Origin of the sequence: Saccharothrix texasensis, from assembly GCF_003752005.1 — a bacterium.
Classification (GTDB): domain Bacteria; phylum Actinomycetota; class Actinomycetes; order Mycobacteriales; family Pseudonocardiaceae; genus Actinosynnema; species Actinosynnema texasense.
Window position 1 is genome coordinate 330,533 of record NZ_RJKM01000001.1, and the last position, 15,573, is coordinate 346,105.

At 70.7% G+C, this 15,573-nt stretch carries 12 protein-coding genes; 5 read left to right on the forward strand and 7 right to left on the reverse strand.

Annotated features, from left to right (window positions below):
• Positions 1-51 precede the first annotated feature (51 nt).
• Positions 52-1,494, forward strand: coding sequence for a PepSY-associated TM helix domain-containing protein (locus tag EDD40_RS01270; RefSeq protein ID WP_123741256.1), 1,443 nt, complete (start codon positions 52-54; stop codon positions 1,492-1,494).
• 371 nt (positions 1,495-1,865) lie between these two features.
• On the opposite strand, the gene EDD40_RS01275 is transcribed toward EDD40_RS01270, so the two are convergent.
• From EDD40_RS01275 to EDD40_RS01290, 4 genes are all read right to left on the reverse strand, one after another.
• On the reverse strand, positions 1,866-2,996 hold the full coding sequence (locus EDD40_RS01275) for a cytochrome P450 (protein ID WP_170184898.1): 1,131 nt from the start codon (positions 2,994-2,996) through the stop codon (positions 1,866-1,868).
• Positions 2,997-3,771: 775 nt separating this feature from the next.
• The gene (locus EDD40_RS01280; RefSeq protein ID WP_123741258.1) at positions 3,772-4,239 is read right to left on the reverse strand and encodes a calcium-binding protein; all 468 of its coding nucleotides are present in this window, start codon (positions 4,237-4,239) and stop codon (positions 3,772-3,774) included.
• A gap of 367 nt (positions 4,240-4,606) precedes the next feature.
• Positions 4,607-5,089, reverse strand: a complete 483-nt coding sequence (locus EDD40_RS01285; protein WP_123741259.1) for a hypothetical protein — start codon at positions 5,087-5,089, stop codon at positions 4,607-4,609.
• A gap of 646 nt (positions 5,090-5,735) precedes the next feature.
• Positions 5,736-6,119: an ATP-binding protein gene (locus tag EDD40_RS01290; RefSeq protein WP_170184899.1), complete on the reverse strand. Its 384-nt coding sequence runs from the start codon at positions 6,117-6,119 to the stop codon at positions 5,736-5,738.
• A 216-nt stretch (positions 6,120-6,335) separates the two neighbouring features.
• Between EDD40_RS01290 and EDD40_RS01295 the strand changes: the two genes are divergently transcribed.
• Positions 6,336-6,731 (forward strand): ATP-binding protein, encoded by a 396-nt coding sequence (locus EDD40_RS01295; RefSeq protein ID WP_148088651.1) that lies wholly within the window; start codon positions 6,336-6,338, stop codon positions 6,729-6,731.
• Between the two features lie 1,156 nt (positions 6,732-7,887).
• Here EDD40_RS01295 and EDD40_RS01305 read toward each other — a convergent pair.
• Positions 7,888-8,646 (reverse strand): GAF and ANTAR domain-containing protein, encoded by a 759-nt coding sequence (locus EDD40_RS01305; protein ID WP_123741262.1) that lies wholly within the window; start codon positions 8,644-8,646, stop codon positions 7,888-7,890.
• A 318-nt stretch (positions 8,647-8,964) separates the two neighbouring features.
• Here EDD40_RS01305 and EDD40_RS01310 point away from each other — a divergent pair, with 318 nt between their 5' ends.
• On the forward strand, positions 8,965-10,185 hold the full coding sequence (locus tag EDD40_RS01310; RefSeq protein WP_246037321.1) for a PP2C family protein-serine/threonine phosphatase: 1,221 nt from the start codon (positions 8,965-8,967) through the stop codon (positions 10,183-10,185).
• A 559-nt stretch (positions 10,186-10,744) separates the two neighbouring features.
• Here EDD40_RS01310 and EDD40_RS41300 read toward each other — a convergent pair.
• On the reverse strand, positions 10,745-10,900 hold the full coding sequence (locus tag EDD40_RS41300; RefSeq protein ID WP_170184900.1) for a hypothetical protein: 156 nt from the start codon (positions 10,898-10,900) through the stop codon (positions 10,745-10,747).
• 6 nt (positions 10,901-10,906) lie between these two features.
• The gene (locus EDD40_RS01315) at positions 10,907-11,374 is read right to left on the reverse strand and encodes a transposase (protein ID WP_281277733.1); all 468 of its coding nucleotides are present in this window, start codon (positions 11,372-11,374) and stop codon (positions 10,907-10,909) included.
• A gap of 281 nt (positions 11,375-11,655) precedes the next feature.
• Between EDD40_RS01315 and EDD40_RS44695 the strand changes: the two genes are divergently transcribed.
• Positions 11,656-11,829, forward strand: a complete 174-nt coding sequence (locus tag EDD40_RS44695) for a hypothetical protein (protein WP_211348045.1) — start codon at positions 11,656-11,658, stop codon at positions 11,827-11,829.
• A 703-nt stretch (positions 11,830-12,532) separates the two neighbouring features.
• Positions 12,533-15,226 carry an RICIN domain-containing protein gene (locus tag EDD40_RS01325; RefSeq protein WP_123741264.1) on the forward strand — a complete coding sequence of 898 codons (2,694 nt, stop codon included), beginning with the start codon at positions 12,533-12,535 and terminating at the stop codon, positions 15,224-15,226.
• Positions 15,227-15,573: the final 347 nt, after the last annotated feature.

The following is a 15,573-nucleotide window of genomic DNA, read 5'->3' on the forward strand; positions in this document are numbered from 1 at the left end:
CGCGTACGACTAGTGGGCAGGTGTTCCCTTCGTCCCCACCAGAGGTGCTCCGTGTCCGCTCCCCCTGTCGTCGACGTGCGCAGTGACGAGGCACCCGCCCCGGTCCGGGTGTCGGTGGTGCCCCTGTTGCGTCGGCTGCACTTCTACGCCGGTGTGCTGGTGGCGCCGTTCCTGCTGGTGGCGGCGATCTCGGGGATGCTCTACGCGTTCGCGCCGCAGTTCGACCGCGTCTTCTACGGCGACCTGCTGGAGGTGTCGTCGGCCGCCGGCGCGCCGCGTCCGCTGGCCGAGCAGGTCGCGGCGGCGCAGGCGGTGCTGCCGGACGGCGCGGTGACCGGCGTGCAGCTCCCGGACGACCCGACGGCCACGACCAGGGTCGTGTTCTCGTTGCCGGGCTTGCCGGAGGAGCGCAGCCAGACGGTGTACGTCGACCCGTACACCGCGCAGGTCGTCGGGCAGTTGACCACCTGGTTCGGGGCCACGCCGGTCACGGCGTGGTTGGACAACCTGCACGCGAACCTGCACCTCGGTGAGACGGGCGCGCTGTACTCGGAGCTGGCGGCCAGTTGGCTGTGGGTGGTCGCGCTCGGCGGCCTGGTGCTGTGGCTCGCCAGGCGGCGCACGGCGCGCCGTCGCGTGCGGGCGCTGGTCGTGCCGGAGAAGGGCGCGAAGGGCGTGCGGAAGACCCGGTCGTGGCACGCGAGCGTAGGGGTGTGGGTCCTGCTCGGCGCGCTGTTCCTGTCCGCCACCGGTCTGACCTGGTCGAACAACGCCGGCGCGAACTTCGACGCGGCCCTGACGGCGTTGAACGCGAAGACGCCGGCCCTCGACACCGGCTTGCGCGGCGCCAAGGGGGCGACGAGCGGCGACGGGCACGGCGAGCACGGCGACGGGTCGTCGGCGGTCGAGGTGGACCCGGTGACGTTCGACCGGGTGCTCGTGGCCGCCCGCGGCGCGGGCCTGGACGGGCCGTTGGAGCTGGGCGTGGCCGCCGCGCCCGGCACCGCGTGGACGGCCGCGCAGACCGACAACACCTGGCCGGTCCGACTGGACAAGGTCGCGGTCGACCCGGCGACCGCGACGGTGACCGCCCGCGCGGACTTCGCCGACCGGCCGGTGCCGGCGAAGCTGTCGTCGCTGGGCATCCAGGCGCACATGGGCGTGCTGTTCGGCGTGGCCAACCAGCTCGCGTTGTTCCTGCTCGCCGCAGGCATCCTGACGTTGATCGTGCTCGGCTACCGCATGTGGTGGCAGCGCCGCCCCACCCGTGCCGACCGCCGTGCCGCGTTGGGCGCCCCGCCCAGGCGCGGCGCGTGGCAGCAGCTCCCGCTGTGGGTCGTGATCCCGGCCCCGCTCGTGCTGATCGCCCTCGGCTGGGCGATTCCGCTGCTGGGCCTGAGCCTGCTCGCGTTCCTCCTGCTCGACGGGCTCGTCGGTGCGGCACGCCGCCGTGCCCGCGACAAGACCGGGACCGCGGCCGGATCGGCGGGGTGACCCCGAGCAGGTCGCACCTTGATACGCAGCCGCAGCCGCAGCCGCTCGGCGCGGGTGACCACGCCGAGCGGTCACCCGCCGCGCCCGGCGCCGCCGTCGTGACCGATGTCCGGGGCCGGTGGCGCGGGCCGAGCACCGCCGGGCGGTCGGGACCTGGCGGTGGTCTCGGCCCGCACCGCTCACGTGCCGCTGGTGCCCGACCAGCCTTCGTCACCGCCCAGGCCACGAGGTGGCGGGTTGTGTCGACTGGCCATCGGTCCGTGGTCTGGATGGGAGATCGGTTTTGCGATGAGTGTTGTCCGGGCCCGGACCGGGTGGGTCGTCGACCCCGGCGGCTGCTCGCCCGCGTCGCCGCGCGCTGGTGACCACCGTCATGCCGGGAGCACGCGCAACCGCAGGTGGCGCGGAGCGTGCAGGGCGTCGAAGGTCGGTGCGGGGTCGCGGTGGGGAGTCAGGCGGTGGTTCTTCAGGACGGCCGCGAGGATGACGGTCAGCTGCGTGAGCGCCAGTTGTGAGGCGGGGCAGGTGCGGGGGCCGAGTGCGAAGGGCAGGTAGGCGCCCGGTGCCGGGTGGAAGCCGGGGCCCCAGCGCTGCGGGCGGAATCCTGAGGGCTCCGGGTAGCTGTTCGGGTCGCGGTGGTTGAGGTACGGGCTGAACAGCAGGGTCGTTCCCGTCGGAAGTCCGCGGGTGGGCGCGGTGAGCTGCCGCCGCAGTTGCCACACCGGTGGGTGCAGGCGCAGGGTTTCGCGGATCACCGCCCGGCACAGCGGCAGGTCCGCCGTCGGTTCCGGGTGCGCGGTGGCTTCGGCCCGGGCCGACTCCTGGACGTCGGGGTGGGTGGACAGTTCGTGCAAGGCCCAGGCCAGCGCGGTGGCGGGGACGTGGTGGCTGGACAACAGCATGGTGCGCAGCGCCAGCGTCACGGTGTGCTCGCCGAACCCGTGGTCGGTCAGGACGGCCTGGAGGCCCGTGGGTGACGGGCGGGAGCGGATGTGCTGCCGGATGGCGCTGTAGGTGGCGCGCTGGGCGTGCCGCAGACGACGGCTTGCGAGCGGGAACGGCCGCCGGGCCCGCCCCGCCAGGACCAGTTCGCGTTCGACCAGGGCGGACAACGCCTCGGACGGTTCGCCCAGCAGGTGTCGGACGTTGACGGCCGAGATCAGGCTGACGGTTTCGTCCCGTACGTCGACGACGCCGGGTGACGGCCAGCCGGAGACCGCGCGCTCGGCCTGTTCCGCGATCACGGGGATCGCCGAGGTGAGCCGCGAAGCGGTCAGGAAGGGGTGCGCGGCGCGGCGCACCGCCATCCAGGTGTCCAAGCCGTTCGGTCCCCACGAGGTGAAGCCGGTGCGGCGCGCGGACCTGACCGTCGACGTGCCCTTGCTCGCCAGCAGGCGTTCGGTCTCGGTGGGATCGGTCACCAGCCACAGGCCGCGCTCGAGCTCGGTGACGCCTCTGCCGGACCTCGCTGCCGTGATCAGGGCGTCGAGTGGTTCGGTCATCGCGCCTCGCCTGCGCGTGGACGACGGCATCGCCCGGACCACCGGTGACGGGCGGTCCGGGCGGAGCGGGTCACACCGGCGGGTAGGAGTAGTAGCCGATGTCGGGGAAACGCCGACGACGCACGATCATTCTCAGGAATTTCATCGCATCCGTCCTTGCGTGGAAGGAATTCAGTATTCCCAGGGGTTTCCGCGGGGGTCAAGGAGGAGAGCGCCGGGTTCACCCCGATGCGGCGACATCGGCAGGTGCGCGGGCGCGCCCTGGAACAACCTGTCGACCACGGTGCCGGTCAGGCTCAGGACGGTGGTGCCGCCGGGCTTGAGGTTGATCTCGAAGCCGCCTTGGACGGTGCTGCTGTGCCCGGTGTTCCAGTGTTGGGTCGAGGTGTGACGTCCACCGCGGACGTCGAGGCGGAGGCGGAGGGAGCGAGCAGTCCGCCGGCGAAGAGCACGCCGGTTGCCAGAGCCATGATCGCTGAACGCAGACGCATCAGGTGGTTTCCGTTTCCGGACCACCTCCGCGCAGCGCACCTGGGCCGCCACCGCCACCGATGCCCGGGTGCCGGTGGTACCCGCGGGCGCTCAGCACCCGGCGGACGGTCGATGCGGCGGTCCCAGCACGATCGACCCACTCGAACCGCGGACGAGAGCCGCCCGGCACAGCGGCCCTCGTGCCGCAGCACGGAAACTCCCATGCGGGGTCGACCCGGTCCCCTGTCAGGGCCGGGTCGTCGTCCGCCGTGGTCGGCGTGCTCATCCGGGCGGAGCGGGGCCGCTACGACTCGCAGCTGTTGCGCAGGTCCGGCGGCACTCCGACGGGGCCGCAGTTGTCGGTGTTGCCGCCGCCGTTGAGGGTGTCCTGGGCGAGATCGGCGCCGGGACCCCTGAGCGTGTCGTTGCCCGCGGAACCGTTGATCGTGTCGGTGCCGAGGTCACCGTTGAGGAAGTCGTCGCCCACCAGGCCGGTGATGGTGTCGTCGCCGGTGCCGCCGTTGATCGTGTCGATGTAGGCGGTGCCGGTGACGGTGTCGTTGCCGCCGTTGCCGTAGATCGTCTTGCCGGGGTTGGCGCTGGTGCAGTCGATCGTGTCGTTCCCGCCGGAACCGGTCACCGTGGTGCCGGTCTGCGTCACGCCGGGGCCGACGACACACGGGACCGCCGCCGAGGCGGCACCGGCACCCAGGAAACCGCCCACGACCAAGGCGCCTGCGGCCAGGATCGGGTAGAGCTGTCGGGTTCGCATCTCGTCCTCCGTGTGGTCTCCGGTATTCGGATGACCACAGCGTGTTCCGTCAGGCGTTACTGCCGCGTGACGCCCCGCGGACGATGGCGGCAGGACCGCGCTCCGGCGTTGGTCGATCACCGGGGTTCGTGCGGACCGAACGGTGTCGGTCCCGGATCGTACCGGCCCCTGCGTGCACTTCCCGTCACCAGTTGGAATCGGCACGGCCCCGCCGGACGACGTCCGGCGGGGGCGTGCCGGTCAATCACACTTTCCCGACGGTGTGACACCGGTCCTGCGCGTTCTGACCGGTCGCCGAGATCAACGGCAGGTCGTTTTCTGCGCACTCCACACCACACCGCTGGGGTCGGACACCGGTCGGGAAGGCTCAGATCGGGTAGCTGGAGATGTCACCGCAGGTGAAAGGACCCGGCTCGGGGATGGGGGTGATGGGGGCGTGGCACACCTGGACGGTGACGCGGTCGATGGGCACCGGCGTCGGCGTCGGGACGAGCGGCACGGTGAGCACGAACTCGAACTTGGTCGCGCCGGTGGTGCTCCGGCGTTCGGTGTCGACGACGGTGCGGCCGCTGTAGGCGGTGAACACCGCCACCGCGACGGCGCCGTCGGGCGGGGCGCACGGGGTGGTGTTGCGCAGGGCCACTTCGCCGGTGACCTTGACCGTGGTCACGGGCTCGGGTGGCGGGACCGGCAACGTGTTGCGCCAGGCCAGCTGGCCTGCGGTGTAGCTGCTGATGCAGCGGTCGGTGTGCTCGGCCTTGAACGCCACCGACGCCGCGGCGGGATCGGCGCTCGCGCCGCCGGTCAGGGTGAAGGTGGTCGCGGCAGCTGCGACCACCACAGCGGCCACGCGGCCGAACCTGGATAACAGGGGTGAGGTCATCGAGCGGACTCCTTTGTCTTCGCTTCGAACCTTCGGGTGAGCACTCCCGCCGATCCCTTGCGTCCGGCATCGAGACCAACCGGTCACCATCCGAGCGGAAGGTTCACGTGGCCTCCATGTCGACTTCCGACCCGCAGAAGGCGAAGCACCGCCCACCGCTGCGATGCGTGCGCGGGCGGGTACGGCGACTGCGGTGAGCGACACGGTGCCGAGCAGTAGCAGGACGGCGCGATGCATCTCCGCCGCACACGTGGAACACACTGGGCGCACCAACAGTTACTGCCAGTGTCCGGGCAACCGGGCAGCGGTGCGTGACTGCGGAATCGCACACGGCGAGGTTCGGCGGCCTGCGGGGGTGCCCGGACTCCGCGCCGAACCGTCGAACCGCGGTGGCGGTGCGCCCTGCCCGAACGGGCATGACCGTGACGCCTGCGCGCGACCGGCGTCCGGCTCGTCGGCTGGATGGCTCCGCTCGGGCGGGCGTCGGGGCCGACGACATCGAACCGCCGGTGCCGCGTCGAAGCACTCCACGGCCCGCGGTCGGGCCGGGCCGCTGGAGCCGGTCGTGGCCAACGGCTCGGAGGACGGGAACCGCGACACCGGGGCGCCAGGGTCAGCCCACCGGCTCGGCCCCGGTTGCACGGCCGACCAGCTCGGCCCACACGGTCTTGCCCGTCGGGTGGACATCGACACCCCATCGGTGCGCCAAGCCCTCGACGAGGGCCAGGCCGAAGCCGCGCGTCCCGCCCCAGCGGGACGCTCCTGGGTCGGGCGCCTCGCGGCCCGCGTCCTCGACCTCGATCCGCACCGCCGACGAGGCCGTCGACCTCCAGACCCTGACCACGGCCGGGGACCGCCCGTGGCCGTGTGCGTTGGCCGTCAGCTCCGCGAGGACCAACCAGGCCTTCTCCGCGCAGTCCTCGTCCTCCCGGTACAACGCCGCCCGCACCCACCGCCGCAGCTCTCGTGACGGCGTCCGCGAGACCGGCAGGTCCATGCTCAACACCAGCCGACCCCGCTCGCCCCCGTGTCCGTCACCCTGCGCCTTGGGACCAATCTGCCCGATCGCACTCATTGCCTCGACCTACCCCGGCGACCCGACCTCCACACCGACCCCGGCGGCTCGTGTCGTCGCCGTGACGACCGGTCCGTCGGAGCGGGTATAGGGTGTCGTATCTGTGCCTTGTCAGGCCACAGGCATCGAGGGCGTGCAGTGAACACTGTCGATCTTCTCCGGAAGAGCGTCGATCTCGACCTGCCCGACAGTCGCCCATCCACACCAGCCCTGATGGGATTGGTCGCCGGCCTGGTGGGCGGGGTCGGTGACGATCGGCTCGTGGACGTCCAGGTCGTCGCCGCGCAGCTGGTCGGCAACGCCTACCGGCATGCCCGAGCACCGCGGCGGTTGCGGATGTACCGGTTGTCCGACCGTGATCTGGTGCGGATCGAGGTGGGCGACGGCAGCTCGAGCCTGCTGCCGGTTCTGGGCCGGCTGGACGCACCCGAGCACGGCCGCGGCCTGCTCATGGTCAACCGGCTGTCGGTCGACTGGGGACATCGGCGTGACGGCGACCGGAAAACGGTCTGGGCCGAGGTCAGCTTGGCCTGAGCCGTCCGGCCGCCTGTCCTCAGGCCCGAGCGCGGTCCGTCGTCGTGGAACGAGGTCGTGGCGGCGTGTGCTTGACGACGTCGACCACCGGTGTCCACGTCGACGGGCATGGGGTGGAGCCGCTGGACGGGTGGGGAGTCAGGCGAGTTCCACAGGCCGGCTCGCCCGCGCACGGCCGCGATGTGGCCGCCGCTCGCCGGGCGATGCGCACCACGACCGTCGCGGACTTCGCCGGCTCGGGGCCGAGCCGCCGGTCAAGGCGTTGACCAGGTGCTCGCCGAGGTGCCGGAGATGCCCAGGCAGCACGGGCGCTGTGTGCTCAACGTCTCCGTGCTGCCTGGGCCCGGACCACTGGAAGCGGCCCTACCGCCGTGCGATCGCTCGTTGCGGCACTACGCCAGTTACCCGGCTTGCGCGGACGTACACCGCAGGTGTGGGGGTTTGTCCGGTGATCACGGCGACCGCCCCGCGTCGGTCACCGGTCCGTGTGGTCGCCGATTCGGTGGTGATGAGTTGAGGTCTGCCGTCCGCTCGGTGCCCGGCGGCGATCGCCTCGCCCCGGGTCGGCGACGAGCCGACGGGCCGCGCGGAGGTCAGCGGTGGTGTCCGGCGGTCAGCGGTGGAAGTAGCAGCATCGGTCACGCGTGCTGGAGGCGATCAGTGGCAGGGGTTCCAGCGTGGTGGCCACCGGCGGTTGGTGAGGCGGGCCGGAATGTCGAACGAGCGCCTCTTCGCGCGCGGAGGTGCGATGACCCCGGACACGGCCGAGCCGCAGTCGGCGACCGACGAGTTCGACGACGACCCCTACCCCGCCTGCACCATGGGCGGGGCTGCGGAGATGCCGGGCGCATCGCCGCCCGTGTCCGGGAACTCGTCGGCCAGGGCACCGGACCGGATGCCGCGTGCCGCACCGTCACCCCGGAGGACAGCTCCGGGAAGCACGCGAACTCAACGACAAGGTCTCGCCACCACTCGGACGGCACTACCCGCCGGCTCGGTGGGTCCGCAGCGGCAGCAGCACCGAGCGGTGATGTGCGACGACCGCGAGGGCCGTGCCCGCGGGCTCCGCGGCGGACCGGTGAGGATGCGCCGGTGCGGACAGCACGTGCCCACACCGGCCGGCACGATCGATCGCCAGCCACCTGTGCCGATCCGGTCACATCGGGACGCCGTCAGGTCCGGGGATGCGGTGGCGGGCCAGCACCTCGTCGAAATCGCCGCACTCGTGGGCGGTCACGAGGTCGTGGGCGATGTCGCGCAGCTTGCGGTTGGTGTGCTGGGAAGCCCTCCGCAGCAGCGTGAAGCTCTGCTCGGTGTCGTGGGCGAAGTGCCGCATCAGCAGACCTTGCGCCAAGCCGATGGTGTGGCGGGTGTCGAGCGCCGTGGTCAGGTGCCGCACCATCTGCTTGCTGTGGTGCAGCACCTCGACGTTGTCCAAGGCGACGCCGGCGTGCAGGGCGATCAGCAGGATGATGTCGTAGGAGTGGTCGTTGAACCGGTGGGGTTCGCGCGACATCAGCACCGCGGCGGCGGTGGGGGAGTGCAGGGTCGGCAGGGGCAGCACCAGGCAGCTCCGGTGGCCGTGCACGGCCAGACGTGCGGCGAACAACGGCCAGCGGTGGTCCTGCGTGGTGTCGCCCAGCCGGCGCGGTTCGCGGTAGCGCAGTGCCTCGCGAACCGGGTCACCCTGGTCCGCGGCGAGGTCGAGCGGCGGGTGACCGGTGGTCGCGGCCACGTCGACCTCGCCCCCGCGGTCGACCGCGAGGAGCGCCAGATCACAGCCCGGGACGGCGTGGACCAGGTGTTCGGCGAAGCGGCGTGCGACCTCCTCGTGCTCCTCGTCCTCCACCAACCTGCCCATCCGGGCCAGCTCGGAAGCCAATGTGCGGACGGAGACGTCCTGGTCACGTGTCATCGGTGCACCCCTCGACAGGCCGCGCTCCGCGCGACGGCCGCGAGACCGGGCGGAGCTGGTAACCGGGATGCTGCACTGCTGAACACCCTCCAGGCGGTCAAGATAACGCAATGCCCTGGCTACACGTTCCCCCGACCTGCCGCGGCGGACGGGCAGGGAACGCGCGGACCGGAGGGCGGACGCCGTGCCACCTCGTGTCGTTCTCGTAGCCGTACGTGCGCGGCGTGAATCGCGGATGGTCTCGTCGTGTTCGGGCGTGTGGGCGGTGTGGTTGGGTGGACCCCCGAGTGGTCGGAGGTCGCCGTGGACAGTGGCGTGGTGGGAACCGGTGACGTGCTGGCCGCGGCGGAGAGCGCGCCGCCGGGGGAGTCGGTCGAGGTCGTCGCCCGGGACCTGGCGAAGCGGTTCGGGGCCGTCGACGTGTCGTACCTGCTGACCGACCTCGTCGACGAGCAGCTGGTGCGGCTGACCTCGACGTCGCTGGACCCGGACGGGCGCGATGCGGAGCGCGTCGACCTGCGGGGCAGCGCTTACGAGGAGGTGCTGCGCACCCAGCGGCCGTGGCAGGAGCAGGACGGTGACGGCGCGCGGGTCGTGCTGCCGGTGACCAACCGCGGCGACTGCGTCGGCGTGCTGGAGGTGACCGTGCCCCTGCTCGACGAGGACGTGCTGGCGCAGTTGGGGGAGGCCGCGCACGCGTTGGCCTACGTCATCCTCACCGACCGTCGCTTCACCGATCTCTACCACACCGGCCGCCGCACCACGACGGTGAGCCTGGCCGCGGAGATCCAGCACCAGCTGCTGCCCTCGGCGTCCTGCTGCGAGGCGGGTCAGTTCACCGTCGCCGGGGCCCTGGTGCCCGCCGACGACATCGGCGGCGACACCTACGACTACTCACTGGACCGCGAGACCCTGCACCTGTCGATGACCGATGCCGTCGGTCATGACGTGGCCTCGGCGCTGACCGCGACCCTGCTGGTCGGCGCGCTGCGCGGGGCGCGTCGGGCCGGCCGTGACCTGGCCGGGCAGGCGCGGCAGGCCAATCAGGCGATGCTGGACCACGGCGGTGGGTCGTTGGCGACCGGGTTGCTGCTGCGCATAGACCTGACCAGCGGAGCAGGTGAGCTGGTCAACGCCGGTCACCCCGCGCCGCTGCTGCTGCGCGACGGCGCGGTGGAGCAGGTCGAGCTGGCGGTCGACCTGCTGTTCGGCGTCGCGCCGCACGAGTACCGGGTGCAGCGGCTGGACCTGCGGCCCGGCGACCGGCTGGTGCTGATCACCGACGGCGTCTTCGAACGCGCCGCCGCCGCCGTCGACCTGCCCGCGTTGCTGCGCGACACCGAGGGGCTGCACCCCCGGGAGGTCGTGCGGGCGGTGACCAGGGCGGTGCGGCACGCCTGCGGTGATCACCTCCAGGACGACGCCACCGTCCTCTGCCTGGACTGGCGCGGCACCGGCCGCACCGAACGCCGAGCCGACAACGGCGCCGACGTCGACACCGCCTCGCCCGCGCGCGAAAACGGGATCGAGTCGGCCTGAAGCGCGGACGAGGCCGCCGAGGACTGGCCGGTGGCGCAGGGAGGCGCAGCTCAGCGGTGTGATCGGTCGATCCGATCGTCTGGGACCCAGGCCCCGACCCGGCGCCGAAACACGCCTCCGAAGGTCACATCCGCACGGTGGGGATCAGCTCAGAACCGGTTCCAGGAGCGTCTCGAACGCATGCCCGCGCCCAGGCACCGGACCACCCTGCATGCCGTGCGTGCCCAGGGCGGCCAGGGCGATGCCGACCAACCAACTCCCGGCCCGTGCCACCGTCGGCCCCGGGGTGCCTGGATGATCGCGGAGCAGCGCGGTTGTCACCCGTGCCGTGGGCCGGCACTCAACGGCCCCCGTCCTGGATCACGTTGTGGGACCAGACAAGCTCACATGCCTGGCCGGAGGTGCCAGGGTTCGGTCACGGCCCACGTCGAGCGGTGTGTCGCCGGTGCCCGGGATCGTTCGATCCCGTTCGGGGAAGTGGCGGGTGCTGTGACGTCGCGGCTCGCACGATCGTGCCGGTCGGACTCGGGTGACCAGTTCCGTGGAGCACACCGCACCCTCAGCCCGCTGGTGGTGCGGTGGAGGGGCGATCCGGTCGGGTGCCGCGCAACTGCAGGCTGTCGGCCACCACCAGCACCGAGGACAGCGACGTCGTCGCCGCCGCGCGCCACCGCCATACCGAGGTCGGCGGCGGCCGGGCCGTCGTCGACGCCATCGCCGATCACCACCGCACTCGCACCCTCGTCGGCTCCACCACCCACCTTCTGGGCAGCACGGTGAAGTACGGCACTTGCGGGCGTTGGACGATCTCGACGACCAGACGAAGTGTCTTTCGTGCCAAGTCGATCAGGGTGCGGGTGTAGGCGCCGTCTGCCCACACCAACGAGGCTCGCTTGCCGGCGGTGTCGCGCATCCGGCGCAACAGGCTGCGCGTGGCGACACGGTCCTGCGTCGAGGCCGGGGTCACCAGCACAGCCAACAGCAACCCCATGGTGTCCACGACGATGTGGCGCTTGCGCCCGGCGACCTTCTTCCCACCGTCCCACTCGCGCGTGGCCTGCCCGACGGTGGCCGCGGCGCGCACCGACTGCGAGTCCACGACCGCCGCGGACGGCGCCGACTCCTGACGCCGTTGTCGACGACGTAGAAGACCGCGTCGACGATCACCCTGCGGCAGTGCTCCTCCCACCGGCAGAGCGGCGCTTCGACAACGTCCGATCTACCAGGAGTCCCCTCGTCTCCGCGCCAAAGGGTGCCTTCACCAGCTCGAGCTCGGAAACGGGCACTCACAGCCTCCGGTGGGACATGCCCGGTGGTCGTTGCGGCTGCCGGAGAAGCACGTCGAGCTCGCCGAGGACGTCCCGGACCTGGACCACTCCACATCGGCCGGGTCCTGAAACGGAACTGCGTCCTCATCTGAGGAAGTGCTGGAACATCCCGCCGCGGACCGACGCGGAGTTCGCCGCCCGCATGGAGGATGTGCTCGCGGTCTACGCCCGGCCGTACCACCCCGCCCGCCCGGTCGTGTGCATGGACGAGGTCAACGTCGCCGTCACCAACAACGGGGCGCCGGTCCCCGCCATGGACGGTCACCTGGACCCGTACCCGGCTGCCACCACGGGTAATGAGCACCCGCGGGTGTGACAGGGATACCGTCGAGGTCCGCACGCCGGATCACTCCCCGAAGTGCGATCGTGTTATCGCTAACAACGAGCCTTAGCCGCCTCGTGGTGAATGGCCGCGCATCGGCCTGCGGCAATCATGGCCGCGAGTGCCGGTCGTGCTCATCAGACTATGGACGATCATCTTCACCGGTAGGAGTCGTCGCAACTTTTGTGCCCATGAGGCGCACGCTTGCCTGCTGCACACGATTGTCGGCACACCGCTGAGAACAGGTGTAACCTCGTTCGAAAGACGACATTCAGGGGTCGCCAAAATAAGCGCGTCAATATTAAGCCGGCACTGCGTTGACCGCCGGTCGACAGGCTGATTACAGTGAGGCCTCCAGTCGGCACGGGTCGCCCGGCGGGGCCGAACGGAGCAACTTCCCGCCCGGTCCGGCGACCTGCCACGGTACTTGCCCCTGGTCCGACTCTTCTTGGTCGGAGTGCTCAAAGTTAGCGCTCACATTTAGCTTTGACCCTTCTTGTCCGCCATAGTTTCATTGGTGTGACACCAGGCCGCGCCGACCCCACGATTGCTTGCCGACCGATGCCCTGCTCCGCAGGTGCGGAGCCGGTAGACGAGTCCGTAGTGACCTGTCCGTTTGGCGGCCCCGGCGGTAGTGACGATGGGTCCGTGATCGGTGTATCCCCGTAGACGCGACACCCTCGAAAGGGGTTTCTTGATGCGTCAGAACAGATCTCACAAGCTATTCCAGCGCTTCGCCCGCGCAGCGCTGGCCGGCGCAATGCTCCTCGCGACCATCGGCACGGTACAACCCGCCGCCGCAGGACAACCCGTCGCCGCAGAACAACCGGCCGTCGCAACACAGCCGGCCATCGCGGCCGCAGCTGCCGCCGCCGCCGTGATCGCCTCGGTCGACCTGGCCGGGACGTGGAGCTTCACCCCAGCGGGCCGGGGGGCGACGTCGATCACCGTGCCCGGCGGCGGCTGGTACAAGCAGGGCTTCACCGACGTGAACGAGGCGGTGTACTCGCGCACCATCACCGTGCCGGACTCGGGTCAGCCGCAGTCGACGTGGATCGAGTTCGGCGCCGTCAATCACCAGGCGACGCTGTCGGTCGACGGCCGCGTGGTCGCCACCCAGACGACGGCGTTCACCCCGTCGAACTTCGACATCAGCGCATACGCGGCGCCTGGCACCACCCACACGATCACGGTGAACGTGAAGGGCCGCGGAGCGCTGAAGGCGTCCAATGGCCGGTACCTGGTGCCCGACGCCGCCACGTGGTCCGAGGCGATCCCGCAGGGGATCTTCGGGTCCGCGTTCCTGCGGGTGTACCCGGCGGTGTACGTCAGCGACACCTTCGTGCGTACGTCGGTGGCGAACAAGACGTTGAGCTACGACGTGTCGGTGCGTAACACGTCGGGCAGTTCCCGGTCGGTGACGTTGACCGGGTCGCTGTCGTCCGACAACGGAACGGCTTTCAGCTACCCGGAACTGCCCAGCCGTACGGTCACCGTGCCGGCCAACTCGACCATGACCGTGACCGTCGGGCCGGTCGCGTGGAACCTCGACAGCACCTCGTACTGGTGGCCCAACGTGCCGTACCGGTCGGGGTACCGGGCGCAGCTGCACCGACTGGCGGTGCATGCCGTCGCCGATGACGGGCGCACCAGCGACGCCACGTACCGGTTCGGGTTCCGGGAGGCCACCCAGAACGGTGACTACTACTACCTCAACGGCGTGCGCGTGAACTTCCGCGGCGACAACCTCCAGGGCGCCGACTACGACCGGGTCAACAACGGCGGCAAGGGCGACGCGTACCACACCCTGCCCGGCTTCCTGCCCCCGTCGCCCGGCAACGGCGGCTGGCCGCAGGCGGTGGACAACTACCAGCGGCTGAACTTCAACGTGGTGCGCATCCACCAGGAGCCCGCGAGCCCGTACATGTTGGATGTCGCCGACGAGATGGGCCTGATGATCATCGGCGAGGTCGCGATTCGCGGCTCCCAATCCTCGCAGGAGTGGAGGGAGACCGTCGGGCGCAACAACATGATCAACCACGCCCGTGCGCTGGTCCTGCGCGACCGCAACCACCCCGCGATCATCCGCTGGAGTCAGAACAACGAGCCGAATCAGAGCGGCCAGGATTCCGAACAGTTCGAGAAGGACTTGTACGCGGCGATGAACGGCGCCGACGGAACCCGGCCGATCATTGTCGAGGTGGGCGTCGGCAACAATGTCAGCCTGTATCCCGGGATGACGTACGCCAACTTCGCGGTGATCCCGCACTACGTCGACGGCTTCGGTAAGTACGGGGAGGGCCTGGTCACCGTGAATGGGCGGCCCGACGGCGAGGGCGAGTACATCTGGCCGGCATGCAACACCAAGCAGGGCTTCGAGTGGTTCGCCACGGCAACCCTGGCCAAGCGCGGCAAGGGCGCCACCGACCTGCGTCCGTACACGCTGCTGTCAGCTTGGGCCAGCGTCATCCCCGGCGTGCGCACCGGCGACTTCGTCCCGGAGGAGGGCGGTCGCCCTGTCTACGGCGCGGACAACCTCCCGGACCCCTGGAGCAACCCGCAGTTCCAGCGCGTGCAGGCGGCGTTCAACCCGGTGGCCGCGGTCGACCTCCCCTACTGGTCGGCCTCCGGCGTCTCGGACTCCAACGGCACCTTCCCCCTGCCGCAGGCCGTGCCCAACTACGCCCGGAACGCCACGGTCACCCGCAACATCACCGTCTTCAACGACGACTTCGCCGACACTTCGGTCGGCTTCACCTGGACGGCGCGGCTCGACGCGCCGGACGGGGCGGTCGTCGCGTCCGGAAGCACGACCCTGACCGTCCCGCTCGGCTCGCGGGTCACCCAGCCGGTGTCCTTCACCGCCCCGGCCACCGGCAACCGCGTGTACCTGCAGCTGTCGACCACGAAGTCCGGTAGGCCCGTCTTCACCGACGCGGTGGAGTACTTCAACCTCGCCGGCGGCGGAGACGGACCCGCACCGGGCAACTACCGCATCGTCAACCGCAACAGCGGCAAGCCGCTCGCTGTCGCGGGCAACTCCACGGCGGACGGTGCCAAGGTGGTCCAGCAGAGCGGCACCGCCACCTGGACCATCGCCACGACCTCCGACGGCTCCTACACCCTCCGGTACGTCCCGAGCGGAAAGGTGCTCGACGTCAACGGCGGCAGCAGCACGGCCGGGCTGCAACTGCAGCAGTGGACGGCCAACGGAGGCACCAACCAGATGTGGTACCTGCGGCCCACCGGCAACGGCTACTACACCATCGTCAGCCACAACAGCGGACTGGTGGCGGACGTCTCCGGTGCGGCGACGAGCGACGGGGCGCAGGTCGTGCAGTGGGCCGCCAACGGCGGGGCCAACCAGCAGTGGCAACTGATCCGGGCCTGACCGGACGACCCGGTTCTCGCCTGCTGCCGCGGCGTCGACCGCTACCCCTGGCCGCTCAGGCCTGCGGCCAGGGGTAGCGGCGAGACGTCGACTCCGAACGTCGGCAAACGACCACCACCGGGCACCGTGTCTCCGCTCCCATCGGCAGGGGCAGGCAGACCACCGCGGTGAACGCATGAACCGCCTCGCTCACGAGCGGTAGGCGCTCGTCAGCGCCCCCCTGGGGGTTCGATCAACGACGGCTCAACGGACCCCCACGCTGGTGGAGGTTCCGCCCTGGATTTCGGGGAGTCGACTCGGTGGAGTTCATACCACGATCAGGGCTGCGTAAATCAATAGAGGTCCAC

Bases quoted from the DNA above. Each gene is read 5' to 3' on its own strand.
- EDD40_RS01275 (WP_170184898.1), bottom strand. From the start codon at position 2,996: ATGACCGAACCACTCGACGCCCTGATCACGGCAGCGAGGTCCGGCAGA.
- EDD40_RS01280 (WP_123741258.1), bottom strand. From the start codon at position 4,239: ATGCGAACCCGACAGCTCTACCCGATCCTGGCCGCAGGCGCCTTGGTC.
- EDD40_RS01290 (WP_170184899.1), bottom strand. From the start codon at position 6,119: ATGGACCTGCCGGTCTCGCGGACGCCGTCACGAGAGCTGCGGCGGTGG.
- EDD40_RS01305 (WP_123741262.1), bottom strand. From the start codon at position 8,646: ATGACACGTGACCAGGACGTCTCCGTCCGCACATTGGCTTCCGAGCTG.
- EDD40_RS41300 (WP_170184900.1), bottom strand. From the start codon at position 10,900: ATGGCGTCGACGACGGCCCGGCCGCCGCCGACCTCGGTATGGCGGTGG.
- EDD40_RS44695 (WP_211348045.1), top strand. From the start codon at position 11,656: ATGGAGGATGTGCTCGCGGTCTACGCCCGGCCGTACCACCCCGCCCGC.
- EDD40_RS01325 (WP_123741264.1), top strand. From the start codon at position 12,533: ATGCGTCAGAACAGATCTCACAAGCTATTCCAGCGCTTCGCCCGCGCA.